Annotated in this window: 12 protein-coding genes, 1 pseudogene and 1 riboswitch; of the genes and pseudogenes, 3 read left to right on the forward strand and 10 right to left on the reverse strand. The window is 36.4% G+C overall.

Annotated elements, in window-relative coordinates; translation table 11 throughout:
* Window positions 1–82 precede the first annotated feature (82 nt).
* The 3 genes from thiC to VK91_RS03145 form a co-directional block, all read right to left on the reverse strand.
* The gene (gene thiC, locus VK91_RS03135; protein WP_048390718.1) at window positions 83–1861 is read right to left on the reverse strand and encodes a phosphomethylpyrimidine synthase ThiC; all 1779 of its coding nucleotides are present in this window, start codon (window positions 1859–1861) and stop codon (window positions 83–85) included.
* Window positions 1862–2001: 140 nt separating this feature from the next.
* A riboswitch (TPP riboswitch) is annotated at window positions 2002–2116 on the reverse strand.
* Between the two features lie 60 nt (window positions 2117–2176).
* Window positions 2177–3106: an AEC family transporter gene (locus VK91_RS03140; protein WP_048390721.1), complete on the reverse strand. Its 930-nt coding sequence runs from the start codon at window positions 3104–3106 to the stop codon at window positions 2177–2179.
* A gap of 110 nt (window positions 3107–3216) precedes the next feature.
* Complete coding sequence (locus VK91_RS03145) at window positions 3217–5316, reverse strand: methyl-accepting chemotaxis protein (RefSeq protein ID WP_048390723.1); 2100 nt, start codon at window positions 5314–5316, stop codon at window positions 3217–3219.
* A gap of 255 nt (window positions 5317–5571) precedes the next feature.
* Here VK91_RS03145 and VK91_RS03150 point away from each other — a divergent pair, with 255 nt between their 5' ends.
* A complete protein-coding gene (locus tag VK91_RS03150; RefSeq protein WP_048390725.1) occupies window positions 5572–7203 on the forward strand; it encodes an FIVAR domain-containing protein in 1632 nt (543 codons plus the stop codon).
* Window positions 7204–7261: 58 nt separating this feature from the next.
* On the opposite strand, the gene VK91_RS23000 is transcribed toward VK91_RS03150, so the two are convergent.
* Both VK91_RS23000 and VK91_RS23005 read right to left on the reverse strand, forming a co-directional pair.
* The gene (locus tag VK91_RS23000; RefSeq protein ID WP_231595568.1) at window positions 7262–7477 is read right to left on the reverse strand and encodes a hypothetical protein; all 216 of its coding nucleotides are present in this window, start codon (window positions 7475–7477) and stop codon (window positions 7262–7264) included.
* Window positions 7478–7533: 56 nt separating this feature from the next.
* A complete protein-coding gene (locus VK91_RS23005) occupies window positions 7534–7881 on the reverse strand; it encodes a hypothetical protein (RefSeq protein WP_048390729.1) in 348 nt (115 codons plus the stop codon).
* A 1377-nt stretch (window positions 7882–9258) separates the two neighbouring features.
* Between VK91_RS23005 and VK91_RS03170 the strand changes: the two genes are divergently transcribed.
* Entirely contained in the window at window positions 9259–10536 is a 1278-nt protein-coding gene (locus tag VK91_RS03170; RefSeq protein WP_048390733.1) for a hypothetical protein, read from the forward strand.
* Between the two features lie 185 nt (window positions 10537–10721).
* On the opposite strand, the gene VK91_RS03175 is transcribed toward VK91_RS03170, so the two are convergent.
* The 3 genes from VK91_RS03175 to VK91_RS03185 form a co-directional block, all read right to left on the reverse strand.
* Window positions 10722–12644, reverse strand: coding sequence for an AraC family transcriptional regulator (locus tag VK91_RS03175; RefSeq protein ID WP_048390735.1), 1923 nt, complete (start codon window positions 12642–12644; stop codon window positions 10722–10724).
* A 179-nt stretch (window positions 12645–12823) separates the two neighbouring features.
* On the reverse strand, window positions 12824–13768 hold the full coding sequence (locus VK91_RS03180; protein WP_048390736.1) for an ABC transporter substrate-binding protein: 945 nt from the start codon (window positions 13766–13768) through the stop codon (window positions 12824–12826).
* Between the two features lie 101 nt (window positions 13769–13869).
* Window positions 13870–15435 (reverse strand): ABC transporter substrate-binding protein, encoded by a 1566-nt coding sequence (locus VK91_RS03185; protein ID WP_048390738.1) that lies wholly within the window; start codon window positions 15433–15435, stop codon window positions 13870–13872.
* Between the two features lie 99 nt (window positions 15436–15534).
* Between VK91_RS03185 and VK91_RS03190 the strand changes: the two genes are divergently transcribed.
* On the forward strand, window positions 15535–16491 hold the full coding sequence (locus tag VK91_RS03190) for an ABC transporter substrate-binding protein (protein ID WP_048390741.1): 957 nt from the start codon (window positions 15535–15537) through the stop codon (window positions 16489–16491).
* 37 nt (window positions 16492–16528) lie between these two features.
* On the opposite strand, the pseudogene VK91_RS22345 reads toward VK91_RS03190, so the two are convergent.
* A pseudogene (locus tag VK91_RS22345) lies at window positions 16529–16690 on the reverse strand (helix-turn-helix domain-containing protein); the annotation flags it as partial.
* Between the two features lie 97 nt (window positions 16691–16787).
* Entirely contained in the window at window positions 16788–16991 is a 204-nt protein-coding gene (locus VK91_RS22645) for a hypothetical protein (RefSeq protein WP_156181891.1), read from the reverse strand.
* Between the last annotated feature and the right edge of the window lie 350 nt (window positions 16992–17341).

The raw sequence follows: 17341 nt of genomic DNA on the forward strand, positions 1-17341 counted from the left end.
CATGTGAATCCACTATTCACATGGAGTTTTTTTATTAAGAAAAGGCCTATGTCTATTTTTTTGACATAAGCCTTTTCTTTCATTATTGATAAATTTGACTGCCTGCTTTTTTAAACTCCTCAGCCTTTTCTTTCATACCTTGATGGATCGCTTCAGTCGTATTCAAATCCTTATCTTTCGCATAATTACGAATATCCTGTGAAATTCTCATGCTACAGAATTTAGGCCCACACATAGAACAAAAGTGTGCTGTTTTTGCTCCCTCTGCTGGCAGTGTCTCATCATGATATTCCACTGCACGCTCGGGATCTAGTGACAGATTGAATTGATCACGCCAACGGAACTCAAAGCGCGCTTTAGACAGTGCATCGTCTCGTTGTTGTGCACCTGGATGACCTTTTGCTAAATCAGCAGCATGTGCAGCAATTTTATAAGTGATAACGCCCACACGAACGTCCTCGCGATTCGGTAAACCAAGATGCTCTTTCGGTGTCACATAACAAAGCATCGCTGTACCAAACCAGCCAATCATGGCTGCCCCAATGGCTGATGTAATGTGGTCATAACCTGGAGCAATATCTGTTGTGAGTGGTCCTAATGTATAGAAGGGAGCTTCCTTACAAACCTCTAATTGCTTGTCCATGTTTTCTTTAATCAAATGCATTGGTACATGACCTGGTCCCTCAACCATTACCTGAACATCATGCTGCCAAGCAATCTGTGTTAGCTCGCCTAGTGTTTCAAGCTCTGCAAATTGTGCCTCATCATTGGCATCTGCAATTGAGCCTGGGCGTAAACCATCACCTAAGGAAAAAGCAACATCATAGGCTTTCATAATTTCACAGATTTCCTCAAAGTGTGTATACAGGAAATTCTCTTGATGATGATATAAACACCACTGTGCCATTATAGAGCCACCTCGAGATACAATACCTGTCACACGATTTGCTGTTAGTGGTACATAGCGTAAAAGGACACCTGCATGAATGGTGAAGTAATCCACACCCTGCTCAGCTTGTTCAATGAGAGTATCACGATAAACCTCCCACGTTAAATCCTCTGCTACACCATTTACCTTTTCTAAAGCCTGATAAATTGGCACTGTTCCCACTGGCACTGCCGCATTTCGAATAATCCATTCTCTAGTTGTATGAATATGTTTACCAGTCGATAAATCCATAATATTATCTGCGCCCCATCGAGTTGCCCAGGTCATTTTCTCAACTTCTTCTGCAATGGAAGAAGATACAGCAGAATTCCCGATATTCGCATTGATCTTTACATGAAAATTACGCCCAATAATCATTGGCTCTGCCTCAGGGTGATTAATATTAGAAGGCATTATAGCACGCCCAGCTGCAATTTCTGAACGTACAAATTCAGGATCCATATTTTCACGAATCGCTACAAACTCCATTTCAGGCGTTATAATTCCCTTTCGTGCATAGTGAAGCTGTGTCACATTTTTACCTTTTTTAGCACGCAAAGGCTTTCTCGCCAACTCAGGGAAGACATTTTCTTGAATACGCGGGTCATCAACATGACGAAAGCCATTATCCTCCGGTTTAATGGAGCGTCCCTCATATGCTTCTACATCCCCTCGCTCTTGAATCCATGCATTTCGTAAGGCAGGTAAACCTTTCGTAATATCTACTTGGTAGGCTGGATCTGTATAGGGCCCACTCGTATCATATACTCGAATAGGAGCATTTTCTTCATTTCCAAAACTGCCTGTTGTCGGACTTAATGCAATTTCTCGCATAGGTACTAGAATATCTGGGCGTGATCCTTCCACATATACTTTTTTGCTTCCTTCAAAGCTGGACATAATGGTAATATTCTTTTCACTAATTGCTGACATGAGCTACTTCTCTCCCTTAAATTTATTTTGATATAAGGACCGATTCTAGCTCACCCCAACAATCCAAAAAATAAAGGCCGAATCCAAAATAATTATTTGGATCCGGCCACGAATGTAAAGGTCTATTGATTGCATACTCTGCAATAGCTTCTTAACTTTCCCACGCTGGTATGAGCCAGATCAGGTCCAAAGGGTCAAGAAACTTCGTAGCGTTTCCCTCTCAGCCTGACTCATCAGACTCCCCTAGTTAATACTATTTAGTTTGATGCTAGTGTAGCAGATAATACTAAGAGATGGAAGTTATTTTTTATCTTACTAGGTAAATAATACTTCTGCAAAATAGATCACAATGGTTACAGTTATACAGCTTACAATGGTTGAAAATAAAACAGCTTGCGCGGCTGTTGCTGATTCTACATCATATTCCAATGCTAGACTAGAACTATTGCGGGATGTTGGAAAAGCACTAGCTATAAACAGTGATTGTGCGACGACTCCATCTAATCCCAATATATAAATAATGGCCAATGCAACAGATGGTCCAATAATTAATCGCGTAAAACAGCTGATAAAGACGGTTTTATTAAACATTGATTTCATCTCTAATTGTGATAATTGCGCACCTAAAGTAATTAGAGCCACAGCAATAAATCCATCTGCCACATGTTCTACTGGTATTTTGATAAACTGTGGAATACCGATATCAAAATAATTCATAGCGACACCTATAATAAGCGCATGAATAATAGGCATTTTAAAGAAATCCTTGATGATTGTCATACCTGACTTTGTAGAAGAAATTAAATTGTATAAACCATATGTATACGTAGTCATATTTTGAAAGATTACGAGCATGACCTGAATGGCTACTCCAATAGGTTGCGTGGCAAATATCATTTGAGCCACTGGAATACCGTAATTACCCGAGTTAATGAGCACAACACTATTTTTAAAGACAGCTGCCTCTGTTCTAGCTAAACCTAACCCTTTTGCCATAAAGTGACTGAGTATCATTTGACTACCGATAAAGAGTACAATAAATAATCCGACCTCTCCCAGTACAGTTAATTCCACATGTGTTTCATATAAATTTACAAAAACAGCTGCTGGCATAAAGCAATATGTAATAAGCTGAGACAATGCTTTTAAATTAAAGCGAAATTTCTTTTGTAGTATAGCGCCTATTACAAGTAACACTAAAATAGGTACAACAATTTGAAAGAAAATCATTCCGAGATACATCATATCAATGTCCCCCTTCCAGTGTTAATAGTAGTGTTGAATTCCTTCTAGGTCAATTTCTCCGGCTTTCACCATAAAGAAGACTGCCTCTATATTGAAGGCAGCCTTTCTTTTTAAGCAAGCTTAAATCGGTTTACAACTTCTTGTAGCTCGTTTGAAATATCGTTCATATTTTGAATAGACTCTGCTACTTTTTGTAATTCTACTTGTTGATCCATTGCAGAAGCACTTACTTGTTCCGCAGAGGCTGCTGTTTGCTCTGAAATAGCCGAAATACTTTGGATAGCCATGATTGCCTGATTTTTATGCTCTAACATGCTAGATAGTTTATTCATTAAATCACTAATAGAATTTGCAATTGAACCCGACAAATCACTGCTATCTTTAAATGCTAGTTGCGTGCTTTGTACGGACTCATTTTGAGATTGCATTAAATCTGCATTAGATGCAATCACAGCAACCGTCTGCTGAGAATTTTCAAGAATACTTTCTACTGTACTCTTAATAATTTCTGTTTCATTCTTAGATTGTTCTGCTAGCTTTCTAACTTCCTCTGCAACTACAGCAAATCCTTTACCATGTTCACCAGCACGTGCAGCCTCAATACTTGCATTTAAAGCTAGCAGATTAGTCTGCTCGGTAATGCTTTGAATCGAAGCAATAATCTGATTAATATTGGCAATATTAGAAGCTAATGATTCCATTTGCTGCTGGATACGCCCATTCATTTCATTTGTCTCCATATTACGTTCTCTTAAACTTTCAACCTCATGCAATCCTTTTTCCGTTGTTACACCTGTTTTATGAGATAGCTCATCCATTTCATTAGAAAGAGCCGTAATAGCATCAATCTGATCTGATAAATCCATCATTCGATAATTTGTTTCTTCTGTATCCTCTGATTGCTTCGAAGCTCCTTGTGCAATCTCGTTGATAGCTACGGAAACCTCCTGACTAGAAGCAACTACCTCATTAAATGCCTCATTTACCTGATTAGAAGATTGGTTCAATAACCTCGTGGAATTTAGTACAGTTTGAATCGCACTATTGGTTTTATCTAACATATTATTATAGGCCACAGCAACTGCACCAATTTCATCAGGCTTAATATATCGCTCTTCTACCTTTTGTGTTAAATCCCCTTCGGCTGCAGTTTCAATCGATGCACGTAAAAATTTAAGTGGTTTTAATTGTTTATAGATGAATAACACACTTGCAGCTGTCATCAAAACCACCATAATAATGGAAGCAATAATCGTAAATACAAATACATGATTATATGTTTCTAGAATCTTTGATTCAGCTAACACGACTTGAACAGTCCATGTTTCGTCAATACCCTCTAAAATCATTGGAGCAAAAACATTATAGGCCTTTTCCTTCAGTTGATTAGAGTCAACGTACATACTTGTTAGTTCACCATTTTCCATTGTCTTACTAATACTTGTCCAAGTAGGATCCTCTTGCATATTGCGCCCAACTAGCTCATCACCAAAACTGTTAGCTGTTAGCACACCTTTATTCGTAATAATTGCCGCATAACCGCCTTCTGGGGCATTCGATTTTGTTAAATCATTTAAAAAATCTATTGATACATCGGCAGTCAATACACCGAAAAATGTCCCGGAAGCATTGATTAATGGCACTGAAATGGTTGTCATTAATACGGATTGGCCGTTTACATTATAATCATAGGGCTCTGTCAAAACTGCACGTCTCTCTTCTTTTGGTACCCAATACCATTCAGAAATACTCTTATCATCAATACCTTCGATTAGAGCAGTCGAGATATCATTTCCGTTCTTACTTAAATAAGGGATAAAACGTTTTTTAGTATCTACTAAAGCAGCTTCAGTTGGTTCTAAAATAATAGAATCTTGCTCAAAGATTGCTCCTACTCCAAGAATGTCATTATTGCTAGCTAAATTGTTTTCCATTACGTCTATGACACCCTTGGTAGACAACGTATTATTCTTCTCCATGCTTTCTATGATACGCTTTGTTGTTTGTAATGTCGTATTGGCTTTCTTAAATCTTTCACTCATAATAGCTGCAGAAGATTCAGCCGATTGTAATGTTCCATGCTCTGCGTCTTCAACACTTTGCTTTTTTATAATAATCCCCGTTATGACAGTATAGGATAAAAATAAAATAAGAAATAATCCTATTATAAGGGAAGAAAGTTTTAAGGCAATTCCTCTTGATTTTTTCATAACTAACACCCCCACTTTTATACTAATAATAATGGATGGATGATTGTATCACAATAAAATATTTAGCGAATAAAGTAGAAAATTTACAGAATTATAGAGAAAAATACCGATACTTCACCAAACATTTATTTTTCAATATAAAGGACTAATGACTTATTTGAATGGAGATTCATAGTAAAACATCCTCTTCTAATTCTAAATTATAGAAAAATATGATATATTAACTATTAAATAGAATGATTGGAGTGACTTAAATTGAAAAATAAAGCGCTATCAACATTAATGGTCACGGCTATTACAGCGACACTAGTATTACCAATGTCTACGGCAAGTGCCACAACATCTCAAATACAATCAAATTTATATGAGACACAGGTGGCAGCAGCCAAAAAGGTAATAGGTGAATCCGTAACGATCAAAAATATAACAAAAGATACTGTGATAACATCTAACGGTACATTTAGAATTCAATCTGCATTAAAGCCCCTATTCAATACATCAAATAAAACAGCATTATCCAATGCCCGAGCAACTATTGTCGTGAGAAACGGACAAATTACCGACGTTACAGCATTAATATTAAACAAAGCAGGTACCAGCAAAAAATCTGTTTATTTTGATGGAGGTAACGCACAAATCTCTGGAGACCTCACTGTTAACGCGGACTATGTAAAAGTTCAAAACGTTAGTGTGGATGGTCAGCTTATCATTACAAACAGAGTAAAAAAAGCTGTTACACTTGATGATGTAGTAGTAAGTGAAACAATTACACTAAAACCAATTGTAACGAAAAAGGTAAGTTGGCTATACGTTACTTTAATCGATATGAAATCATCAAACATCAATTTAGCCCGTACTAAAGTCAACGTATCGTCTGATCAACTTCTTTCCAAAGTAGAGGTAGTAGGCAAAGTAGAATCCTTTGGAGCAATGGCTAATATTGAAAAACTTACAATTGATGTAACAAAAGATTTCAACCTTTATGGAGAAGGTAAAATTGAGCAAATCGTTGTAAAAGGTGGAGCTAAAGTAGCTTTAGATTCAGGGCATCTAGTAAATAATGTACAGGTGAACGATAGCCGTATCTCAGTAACGCTCCCTGTCATTGATAAAAAAGAACTTAATGCACTAATTGCATCCCCGCCATATGTACAAGTATCTGTAAACGGCTATGATATATTAAATACGGATAAATGGACAACACATACAGACCGTGCAGTATTTGATTCTGCTGTAGTGACTGCAAGAGCTGTAGCGAACAATAATAGCGCCTCTCAAGAACAAGTGAAGAACGCCATCATTCAATATAAAAATGCACTGGTAGTCTACCAGGCTGCACAAAAGAATGGCACAAAGTATGGCTACGGTGATAAGGCATCACTACAGTCTTTAATTAATTCTATTCAATATGTTACAGTGTCTTGGGATGGATCGAATATTCCATATAATTCTCAATGGACTACTCAATCAGAGAAAAACGCAATTGATTCTGCTGTTTCATCTGCTCAAGCAGTCGTAAATAATTATTATGCTACTCAAGCAGATATTGCCAATGCTATCAATAATTTAAATAATGCTATTTGGACTTATAAGAATGCCTATAAACCTGGAAATAGTGGACAATATGTTGATAAAACTTATCTACAATCACTTGTAAATCATGCAAAAGATATGTACGTGATGGTTTCAGAAAATGGGATAGGTATACCATCAACTACTAATTGGACAACATACAATGAGTGGTATATTTTTAACTCAGCCATTTCACACGCTGAATCACTTTTAGTTAATAGCAATTCGACTCAATCGGATGTGTCATATGCGGTAGATCAATTAAATAGTGCGATTTCTACCTACACGGGACAGTATAAGCCAGGTAAAAATTAGGCTGTTTGAAGTTAAAAACAGGACTCTGAAAGCTACAGAGTCCTGTTTAAAAAACTATCTAGTTAAAAGCATCTACTTGTATTATAGCATTTGCCTGCTTCCATCTACGATACCAAACCTCAACCTCCTCACTTAGTTCCACTGCCAAGTGCTCTTGAAGCATCTTTTTTAACAGCCAGTATTGCTCCTCAACGGCAGCTGAATTACTCAGTAGCTCATAAAGCTTCATTAAAGTAAAATAGTTATCTTCTGCATCAACGTATAGTTCTTGCACTTTTTCCTGCACCTTTATAGCAGCATTGTAACTTTCATTTCTTATGTAAAATTCGCTTAGTCGCTGAGCATGGTGCAACCACAGTCTCCTAAATAATCACCCGTATACATCTGGAATACTTGTTCATATTCATCGACTGTTGTCTGCTGTATTGAAGGTAATGATTTTAAGCGAGATAGCCATTGTTCTACTTCCACTACAATATTTTCAACTACTAGTTTGTAGCCAGAACTCAGCAATGGACTTAAAATCTTCACGCCCTCAACCCAATAGTTTTTTAATGTTTTCCGTATGGTATAAGTGGCTGTATAAAGCTGTTTTGATGCTTTATCAACATCAGACTCTGGCCAAAATAACTCTAGAAGCGTATCACGGAAAATCATTTCATTTTTATGCTCTAGCATGTAAGCAAAGGATGCTCCTATAAATAGACCTGTTACATATTATTTTACGCTAAATACCACCGAAAGCGACATTATTATGGCATTCATGCCAATCACTATATACAAGGTGGCTTTAATAGAGAAATAATTTTAGGAGATTTACTGACAATGGAATGCACCACAAACTTTTCCAAAGGAACTCAATTAGCAGTATGCTTAGTTTTTCTATTTTTATTCCTACCTGAATTGATGAAGGAAAATATGCGAATTCAAACCATTGATCTGTGCTACCTATTATTATTTATTTTAGCTGCTCCGATCCGTTTTTTCTTTAATACACCGAATTCTATTATTTCCTAACATGGTGTTGATAATGAGAGAAGATGGAGGAATTGTTACTCGCCTTTAGTGATTATCTATAAATGAGCTTTGATTTTAGAATGTCGATTTAACTGTACCAATTGACTACGAATTAAAACTTGACGCGCCTATAGAACAAATACGCTTTGGTGACAGAGTACAAATCATATAGGACGTACCCCCAAAAATAAAGCTATTTGTTCCTCCATTGTCGATACAAACTCTTGTGAAAAATGCTATTCAGCATAGCATTTTACTATTACAAGAAGGAGGCTCATTCCAATAAGCTGATTTTTGAATTAGGATAATATTCATTTTTAGTAACCAAAAAAGACTAGGCTTACAAAAAAGCCAAGTCTTTCTCGGTTAATTTAAGATTTAAGACATTGACAAGATTACAAATAATAGCTTACTACACTTTTCTAAACAAATCCTGAACAAGTTAAGTAATTCAATAAATCAGCCACCATACCAACATAACTTACTTGTAGATATCGTTCATATTATTAAAAAATAAAAGAACTAGATAATAGCATATCTAGTTCTTCTTCAAATTGTACGCTATGATTCTCACAATAATCACAACAATAAAAAATTAACATAACCTCCTCAACAATTTCTAAACATTAACAAGCACCTCTTGCCACTAATATTTAATATTTTGAAAGCTGTTCTGTCACATCTTGATAAAATAAAAGTGAGAATTTGTGGCCTCCTCACACACCCGCTCTCAAACATACGGTTCATCACCACAACTGCTTGGCTTGTGTTAAGGATGCATTTGGTTTGAAGCTATCATCATCTAAGCCCTTAATGAAACTGGCTGTACGATTTGTTTCAACAAGTCACAATGAGTATTTCACTTAGAGTCGAAAGATAGGCAAAAAAACTATCAACTATCTACCTATTCATCTAAAAATGCTTAAAAATATCCTAGGCTATGATAAAATTAAAACAACACCATATATTGGATAAACCTCTGCGAACCGAGGCCAATTTTATCTATAATAATTATGGAAATAGGAGGTTTCTCATCATATGAAAAATAAAAAAAAATTAGTATTACTGTCTTTAGTGGCAGTACCCTCCCTTCTTTACAGCGCACCAGCATCGGCTACCGAAATTTCAAAGCCAGCCTACATACTTGCTAGCTACAATGCTAACGTGGCAAATGTTGTACAACTAATTAACAACATTAACAATACAACTGCTACTTTCCAAACAAATTTAGAGGCAGCTTTGAAGGCTTACAATGCTTTAACGGAAACAGAAAAACAGTATGTTACGAACTACTCCACATTGTCAGCACATCAGCAGACAAGAATTGCTTATCGTAAGCTTGCAGCACAAATTGAAGAGAAATTGTATTCTGTGGATTCTACGTCCTCTAATTATTATCAAAATGTTATTGAAACAAAAGATTGGTATAATACCCTGAATGCAGCGCAAAAAACCTTTGTAAGTGCATCTGCGCAAAAAATTCTAACTTCCTATATCGCGCCAAATACATCTGTTGACAAGGTGGTTAATAAAATTCAATTGATTAATTCATCTCGTCTCTCGTTCCATAAAGATGTAGCCAATGCCCGAGCAGAGCTTAATGCATTACGTAGGTTTTCAAATATTTCTTTACCTGTAGGTATCGAGCAACAATTACTTGATGCAGAACAGCTGGTTGTAAAGGATAAGGCAGCAGCTAAAGAAGTTGAAAACGCTATTGCAGCTTTATCACCAAAAACATCGACAGCTCAGGATGTGCAGGCAGTCAAAACTTCTTTTGAAGCATTAACACCTGTTCAACAGCAACTCGTCCCAAATGTATGGACTTTAGTGGATTTTGTACAAGGAAAACACACACTTCCTACAAAAGATAACATCCCTAAAACACCTGTTTTATCTGATGCAGCAGCTGTCCCAGGGAAAACTACAGCTATGACAAAAAATAAAAATATCTATAAAGCCAAAATTAATGTAGCCGCATCAGAAAATGACACGGAACGTTTTATTCTAACAACAAAAGACAAAATGACCATTATCATTCCTCCACTTTATACACTTGTCAATGAAGATGAAGGGGTGATGGACATTCAAGTTACAAAAAGGGGCAATCGCATTACACTTATAGCAACATTAAACAAGGAACCAGTAACTTTTGATGCTAATATGGAAATCATTATAGAAGGCTTACCAGCCAATTCTTCCTTCAATCGCTCAAATGGTTTTGGCAAGCAAGTTCCAGCTGACTTTATCATCAGTGGAAATCGTCATATTATCCAAACTACTACTCCTGGCACGTTCCAAATCATAAGAAATTAAATTAAAGCACTAAAGAAACAATGTTGGTTTCTTTAGTGCTTTCTTTTTGGAAAATAATCTCTATTATTACAAGTGCACTTCGAAGTCAAATAATCAAATTTATCTCATCGTAAATAAAAATATAACCGCTCCATAAATGTTATGTATCAATAAACATTTATGAGGTAAACCATTCTTATTTTAACTTATTTAGTTGTAGCAACTAGTTGATCCACAATGAAATCTAGCTGTTTTGATAATGAATAAATGTCGTTGTAGTAACAAAAACCAAAATCCATTTCGATAAGCCTTCCTTCTTTAATGGCAGGAATGTTAGCCCAAACTGGATGATCTGTTAAATCTACCATTCCTTCATAAGATGAGCGGAACACATAATCTCCTGCATAATTTGTTAATACTTCTAATGAAACATCGATTGCCTCATTGGTGTTGTTTTTATCATCTATTTTCTTTTGAATAATATCTGGTGCTTTTATTCCTAAATACTCATAAATAGCTTGAGAACCACGTCCAAAGGTATAACTTGTTACAACAGACATTTTTCCTTTGCCGCCTTCCATAATACTAACCGTTCTATCTGAAATACCTGCCTCTTCTAGCTTCTCTTGGCTATCCTCTACTTTTGTATAGAAATTAGCTAAAAGCTCTTTTGCTTCTTTCTCTTTCCCTAGTACTTCACCAATCTTTGTTAAACGTTCATCTAGAGAGGTTGAGAAATCGATCATGACAGTAGGTGCAATTTTCTCCATTTGATCGTAAAGCTCATTCTTACTTGGGATAATGATGACATCAGGTTTTAATTGGATTACTGCCTCGACATTTGGTTCAAACCATTCACCTAAACTTTCAACTGTTTTTAATTCTTCCTCAAATGCTGCTCCCTCTTGTATTTTAGAAGAACCCACTGGTGTCACATCAAATGCTAGTACATCACCTGTATAATACATCACCACTACTCGCTCAGGGTTAACAGGTATTTCTACGTCTCCTTTCATAGTAGAGACAGTTTTTGTTTGTGATTCGCTTACTGTTTGAGTGGTAGAGGCTTGTTTTTCCCCGCCCTGTGTACTGGTTGATGCCCCACTACTGCAAGCACTTAATAAAAGCGTCAGACATAGAAAGAGTGTTGTAAAAGCTGATAATCCTCTTTTATTCATTGGTTCATACTTCCTTTCATTATATTGATAACCATTCTCAATATAATCTTGGAAGCTCCAATCGACAATGGAGTATCTTTCAGACATTGAAGGACTATCTTTTATCAGATCACTTACTTTTTGCTTTTGACGGAATTTTGTAGGAGAAACGCCTACTCTCTTTTTGAAAAGTCTACTAAAATAATAGACATCACTATAGCCCACACCCATAGCGATATCGCGTAAGCTAGCATTTGTCTTCTCAAGCAAAATAGAAGCTTTTTCAATCCGTAGCTGAATTAAATATTCAATCGGGCTGCAACCTAATTGTTGCTTGAATTGAATGGATAAATGAGATGGACTATAGCGCAATGCCTTCGCAATGGATTCTAAGGTCAATGGCTGTGCATAATTTTGCTCTAGGTAGGCTTTAATTTGACTAGAGACATTTAGTTTTTGAATGTCGACACTGTCCTGATCTAACTGCATGAAAATTTCATTTAATAATTGATAGAATAGCGATTTAACAGTAAATTTGCTGAGGCTATTGGCATTTTCCCACTTCTTATACATAAAATATATTTTTTCAAACATTGTAATAGGTGAGTTAGGAACAAGACTGTATTGATAGTTGAAAGGATTATTTGTTTGTAAAGCCCTTGCTATCATTTTATTTAAGGTTAAAGGAATGGAAGCTCGATAAAATATTAAAAAATATTCAAAGCCTTTGTCTGTAGCCATTATTTGTAGTGTGGTGCCCTTTCCACCGTGAATAAGATGAAAGCTCTCTAGTGTATAGTTTATTAAATCGATTTGAACTTCCGCACCACCACCTGTGGCATAAAGAAACATATTTGCAGGCAATTTATATGATTTTCCGATTTCCTCAGGTTTGAATAGCTCATATCTTATATCGAGCACTTTGATCGTTGCGTGATTCCAAAGAAATAGAAACTCCTCTTTTGGTAGCATCCTACATCATTCCTTCCAATTCTTCACTACCTACAAGTTTATTATAATTGATAATCGTTCTCAATATAAACCTGTATAAGCATAGAAAAATCACTCAAACAATCCAATGCCTGAGTGATTTTATGGAATTTCATTTAATTTTATTTAGTATGTTGTACTAGCATTTTCAATTATTTAGCTTATTTTTTATTCGTGAGCCAGTTTGTTAATTCCTCTACCTGAGCCAACACGGCTGTTGGGTCATAATACCATGAACGCTCCTCAGGCCAAACATAAAGATGATCATTTTTTACTGCTGGCAAGCTACCCCATATTGGATCTTTCTTAAAATCTTCAACTGTACGATCATCTGAAGTCAAAATAATGTAGTCTCCTGCATAATCTGCCAGCACCTCTTCGGAAATTTCAGCCCACTGCTTTTCCATCATTTCATCTGCTACTTTAGCAGGTGGTTTGCGACCAAGTGCCTGATAGACTGGTTGCCCACCACGTCCAAAATTATCACCATATGCATAATACGTTTTGCCTGCGTCCTCCATAATAGAGAAGCTTGCATCCTTTGGAATAATCGCATCTACCTGTGCTTTGGCATCGGCAATCTTTTGATCATATTGCGCCAGCCAATCCTTAGCTTCTTGCTCTTTGCCAAGCAACTCACCGAAATAAGTAAGTTCTTCGTGCGCATCCTTTAATTCACCATAGGGAATGACAACTGTAGGAGCAATTTTACTTAAAGCATCATAATTTTCCCCATTGCCAGTAATAATCAAGTCAGGTTTGAGCGCGATAATCTTCTCAATCGACGGTTTCCCATAGTCACCGATTTCTTCTACATCTTTTAATGCATCCTTTAAATAATAGTTTTCAAGTGCCAACCCAGGAGCTCCCACAGGTTTCACATCTAATACAAGCAAACTTGCAATATACTCCTCTGCTACAATACGCTGAGGACTAGTCGGAATAACAACCTCACCATTTGTCGTCTGAACAGTTTTTGCCTCTGCTTCTTTTGTATCTTGCACTGTAGTCGGACTAGAATTTTTCTCCTTTTCTCCACAAGCCGTTAACAGAAGTAATATTAAAAGAAATAGTGGCGCTATGAATTTTCTATTTTGTGTCAGCAATTTTTTCCCTCCATACATACCAGTTGATAACCATTCTCACAAATTGTAGAAGATTGTAAAATAACTGTCTATGTATGAAAGTGATTTGTTGCTCTGTATATTTATGATGTTAATACTTCCATTAATTTTTGTAATTGCATAGCTGTAGATAATGGGTCATAGCCATAAAATAATTCATACTGATTCAAAAAGTACACCTGTTTCTTTTGAACCGCTGTAAGTGACTGCCATTTTTCCGAATGTAATACCCTCAAGAGATGCTCTTTTCCAAAATCTTTTGTAGGAAGAGCAGTGACGAATATATAATCAGCTTGAAAATAAGCAATATCTTCAATATCTACTGTTAAGTAACCTGTTTGTTCAATATTTCGTGTGACAATCGCAGCTGGTCGACTAAAGCCCAAATCTTCGTACAGTATATGACTCCCTCTTCCATGACTACTATTTAAACAATATGCTTGATGACTACCTATTTCCCAAACAATAGCAGTCCCTCTTGCTCCATGTTGTTGGTCAAGAATATCGTTACACTGAGCTATCTGTTCATCATATTGCTGGAGCCAGCTCTTACATACTTCTTGTCTATCAACGATATGGGCAATCAACCCAAATTGCTCTCGCCAGCTTAATTCTCTACATGGTAGCTCGAATATAGGAGCTACTGACAGTAATAATGGTTTTTCATCACCACCACTGTAGTTAATAATGATATCAGGACAGGCTGCGGTGATTGCCTGATAATTTGAAGCAATATCATACTCATAGCCTTTCAGTTTATGCGTATTATGGACAGGCTTGATACCCTCTAGAAATGGAGAGTATACACCCAACACCGGCGTAATACCAAGAGCTAGTAAGCATGCTGTATGATTGGTATTGAGTGCAAGGACACGCTTCGATTTCTGATAATAGACTGTTGGTGATACACCTACTTTTTCTTTAAATTTCCGACTTAAATAAGTTCCTTCATTGTAGCCAACTTCCTCGGCAAGCTCATCTAATTTAGGCATTGTAAACAATAGCCTTTTCTGTGATTCTCGTATTCTTAGCCATGTTATATATTCACTATATGTATAGCCTGTGTGCTTATGAAACGTACGAGAAAAATGCTCTGGACTTACTTGTGCTTTTTTGGCCATCTGCTCTCTTGTTAATTCTTCACGGAAATGTAGATGAATACAATGAAGTACTTTATCAATCCATAGTCCTTCTTTTTTTTGATTATTTTCACGTAAAAGGCTGTATAGCACTTCTAGCATTTCACCAAATAATTTTTGTAAACGAAATGGATTATTGCTCTCAGTGTTTGCTTCTTTTTCTACTTCTTTAGCTAATTTCATCAGTCGATAGGAGCATTGCTCAATTAAGATAGAAGCTTGCAATAAACGATCAATTTTGTAGCCATAAACACGATATTGAATGATGATCCCTCTGCTTTCACATGTTTCTAGAAGATGAAAATCGTCAGTATTATCTAAAAGCATAACAGAATTTGAACTAAGCCTAATGTGCCTACCTTGAAGCGTACACTCTATATATCCCTCATATACTATGACCATAAATGGGTAGGTGAATTGTGTTTCTATGTCACTTAACATTTCATTTAATTTCACTATTTGTATAGGTTGATAAAAAATATGGGACAGTAGTTGATTGTCTTTGTACATTTAAACGCTATCTCCTAAACATCAAATTGATATTGATTATCATTTTCATTATAATGAAATAGAATAATAGAAATCAATTGAAATAGGAGGCTTATAGCTTTGAAAAAATTTATAAAAAAGAATGCCTTTTTAACTGGCATTTTAATTATTTCCATCCTTTTGACTGCATGCGGAACTCAATCTTCTTCCACAATAGAGAAGGCAAAGGAAGAAAACTCCAATCGAGTATTAACAGATTCAATAGCACATGAAGTGACCATTCCTAAAAATCCCCAACGCATCATAGCTCCTTATCTAGAAGATCACCTTGTAGCATTAGGTTTAAAGCCCGTTGCACAATGGTCCGTAAAGGGTGGGACTTCTATCCAAGACTATCTCCAGGATTCATTAAAGGATATTCCAACAATTGAATTCGATCTTCCCTATGAAGCTGTGACAAGCTTTAATCCAGATTTTATTGTAATCGGTTCTCCTGAAATTGCTGAAGGTGAAAAATATAAGCAATATAGCAAAATTGCACCTACGTATGTGATGGGAACGGAGGATAATAATTGGCGCAATAAACTATTAAAAATGGGCGAAATTTTTGGTCAAACAGATAAGGCAAAGGAAGTTCTAGCAGATTATGATCAATTCGCTAAAGAAGCAAAAGAAGAAATTCACAACAAAGTCGGGAAGCCTTCAGCCACTGTGATCTGGAATATCAATAATTCAATCTATATGGTCAGTGACACAGCTTCTAGCGGTGTTGTTCTTTATGAGGATCTTGGGTTACAAACGCCAAGCCTTGTGAAAGAGATGTCAGCTTCTGCTGCTGGTGATTGGTCGCAAGTTTCTTTAGAAAAATTCGTTCAAATAGATGCTGACTATCTTTTTGTTATTAACAGTGATAGTGCAGGTAGCTCTGAATTGCTAAGCGATCCTCTGCTAGCTAATATACCTGCCATTAAAAATGGTCATGTTTATGAATTCGAATCAAGTTCGAGCTGGTTATATTCAGGTGCTATAGCCAATCGTCAAATTATTGAAAATGTATTGGATAGCATAGTGAAATAAAAAAATCCCTTCAGCTTTGTTTAAAAGCTGAAGGGTATTATTGTGATCTGTATCTGATAAAGTCTCGAGGATTCAGCCCATATTTCTCCTTAAAAACCGCAGCAAAATGGCTCGGATTAGAATAGCCAACAGCATTCGCTACTTCCATAACATTCATTGTCCCGCTTTGTAATAAATAACATGCCTTCTCCAAACGTTGTTTTTCTGTATAGAACTTGGTTGCTTAATTGTACAAAACGCTAACAATACGACGATTAGTGTCAAAACCGCGAAAATTAGCCATGCTCCTCTCCAACCTAACTCAGAAGTTGATGAAGCAAGAAAGGTACCATCAAACCTGTTAAAAGCATTCCTATCCCGGCTCCACGCATTAACAGTCCCATGACAGTACCTCGTTTCTTAGGATACAGGTTAATGGCTATCGATAGTAGTGGCGTATAGACAAGTGCACTCCCAGCAAGCAAGGAACAATGTGATGGTTGCCCTCCAGAAATTTGCAACAAACACCAGTCCTATTAACCCTAACTAAGTAACCAGATTGAGTGGTCGTGAAATTCATTCCCTCCTGCATAAACGGCAATATAACTCCATATGCCATGCGACCAAATCCCGTAGTTGTAACAATTAATAGCATTCCTGTTATGACAAACATCCAACAATTTTTCATTTTTTACCCCCTTTCATTACACACGAATCTTAGTCCAATGAAAGGTCCATTCTCCACCAATGGAAGGATACTTATACGGTAAAACAGATTTTATTTTAAAGTTACAGTTAGATTTTTGGATAAACCTTAATGGCCCTTTTTCATTTTATCCATTGTTCTAGGCCATTGACTAATTTATGCTAA

Origin of the sequence: Lysinibacillus sp. LK3 (assembly GCF_001043675.1) — a bacterium.
Lineage (GTDB): Bacteria > Bacillota > Bacilli > Bacillales_A > Planococcaceae > Lysinibacillus > Lysinibacillus capsici.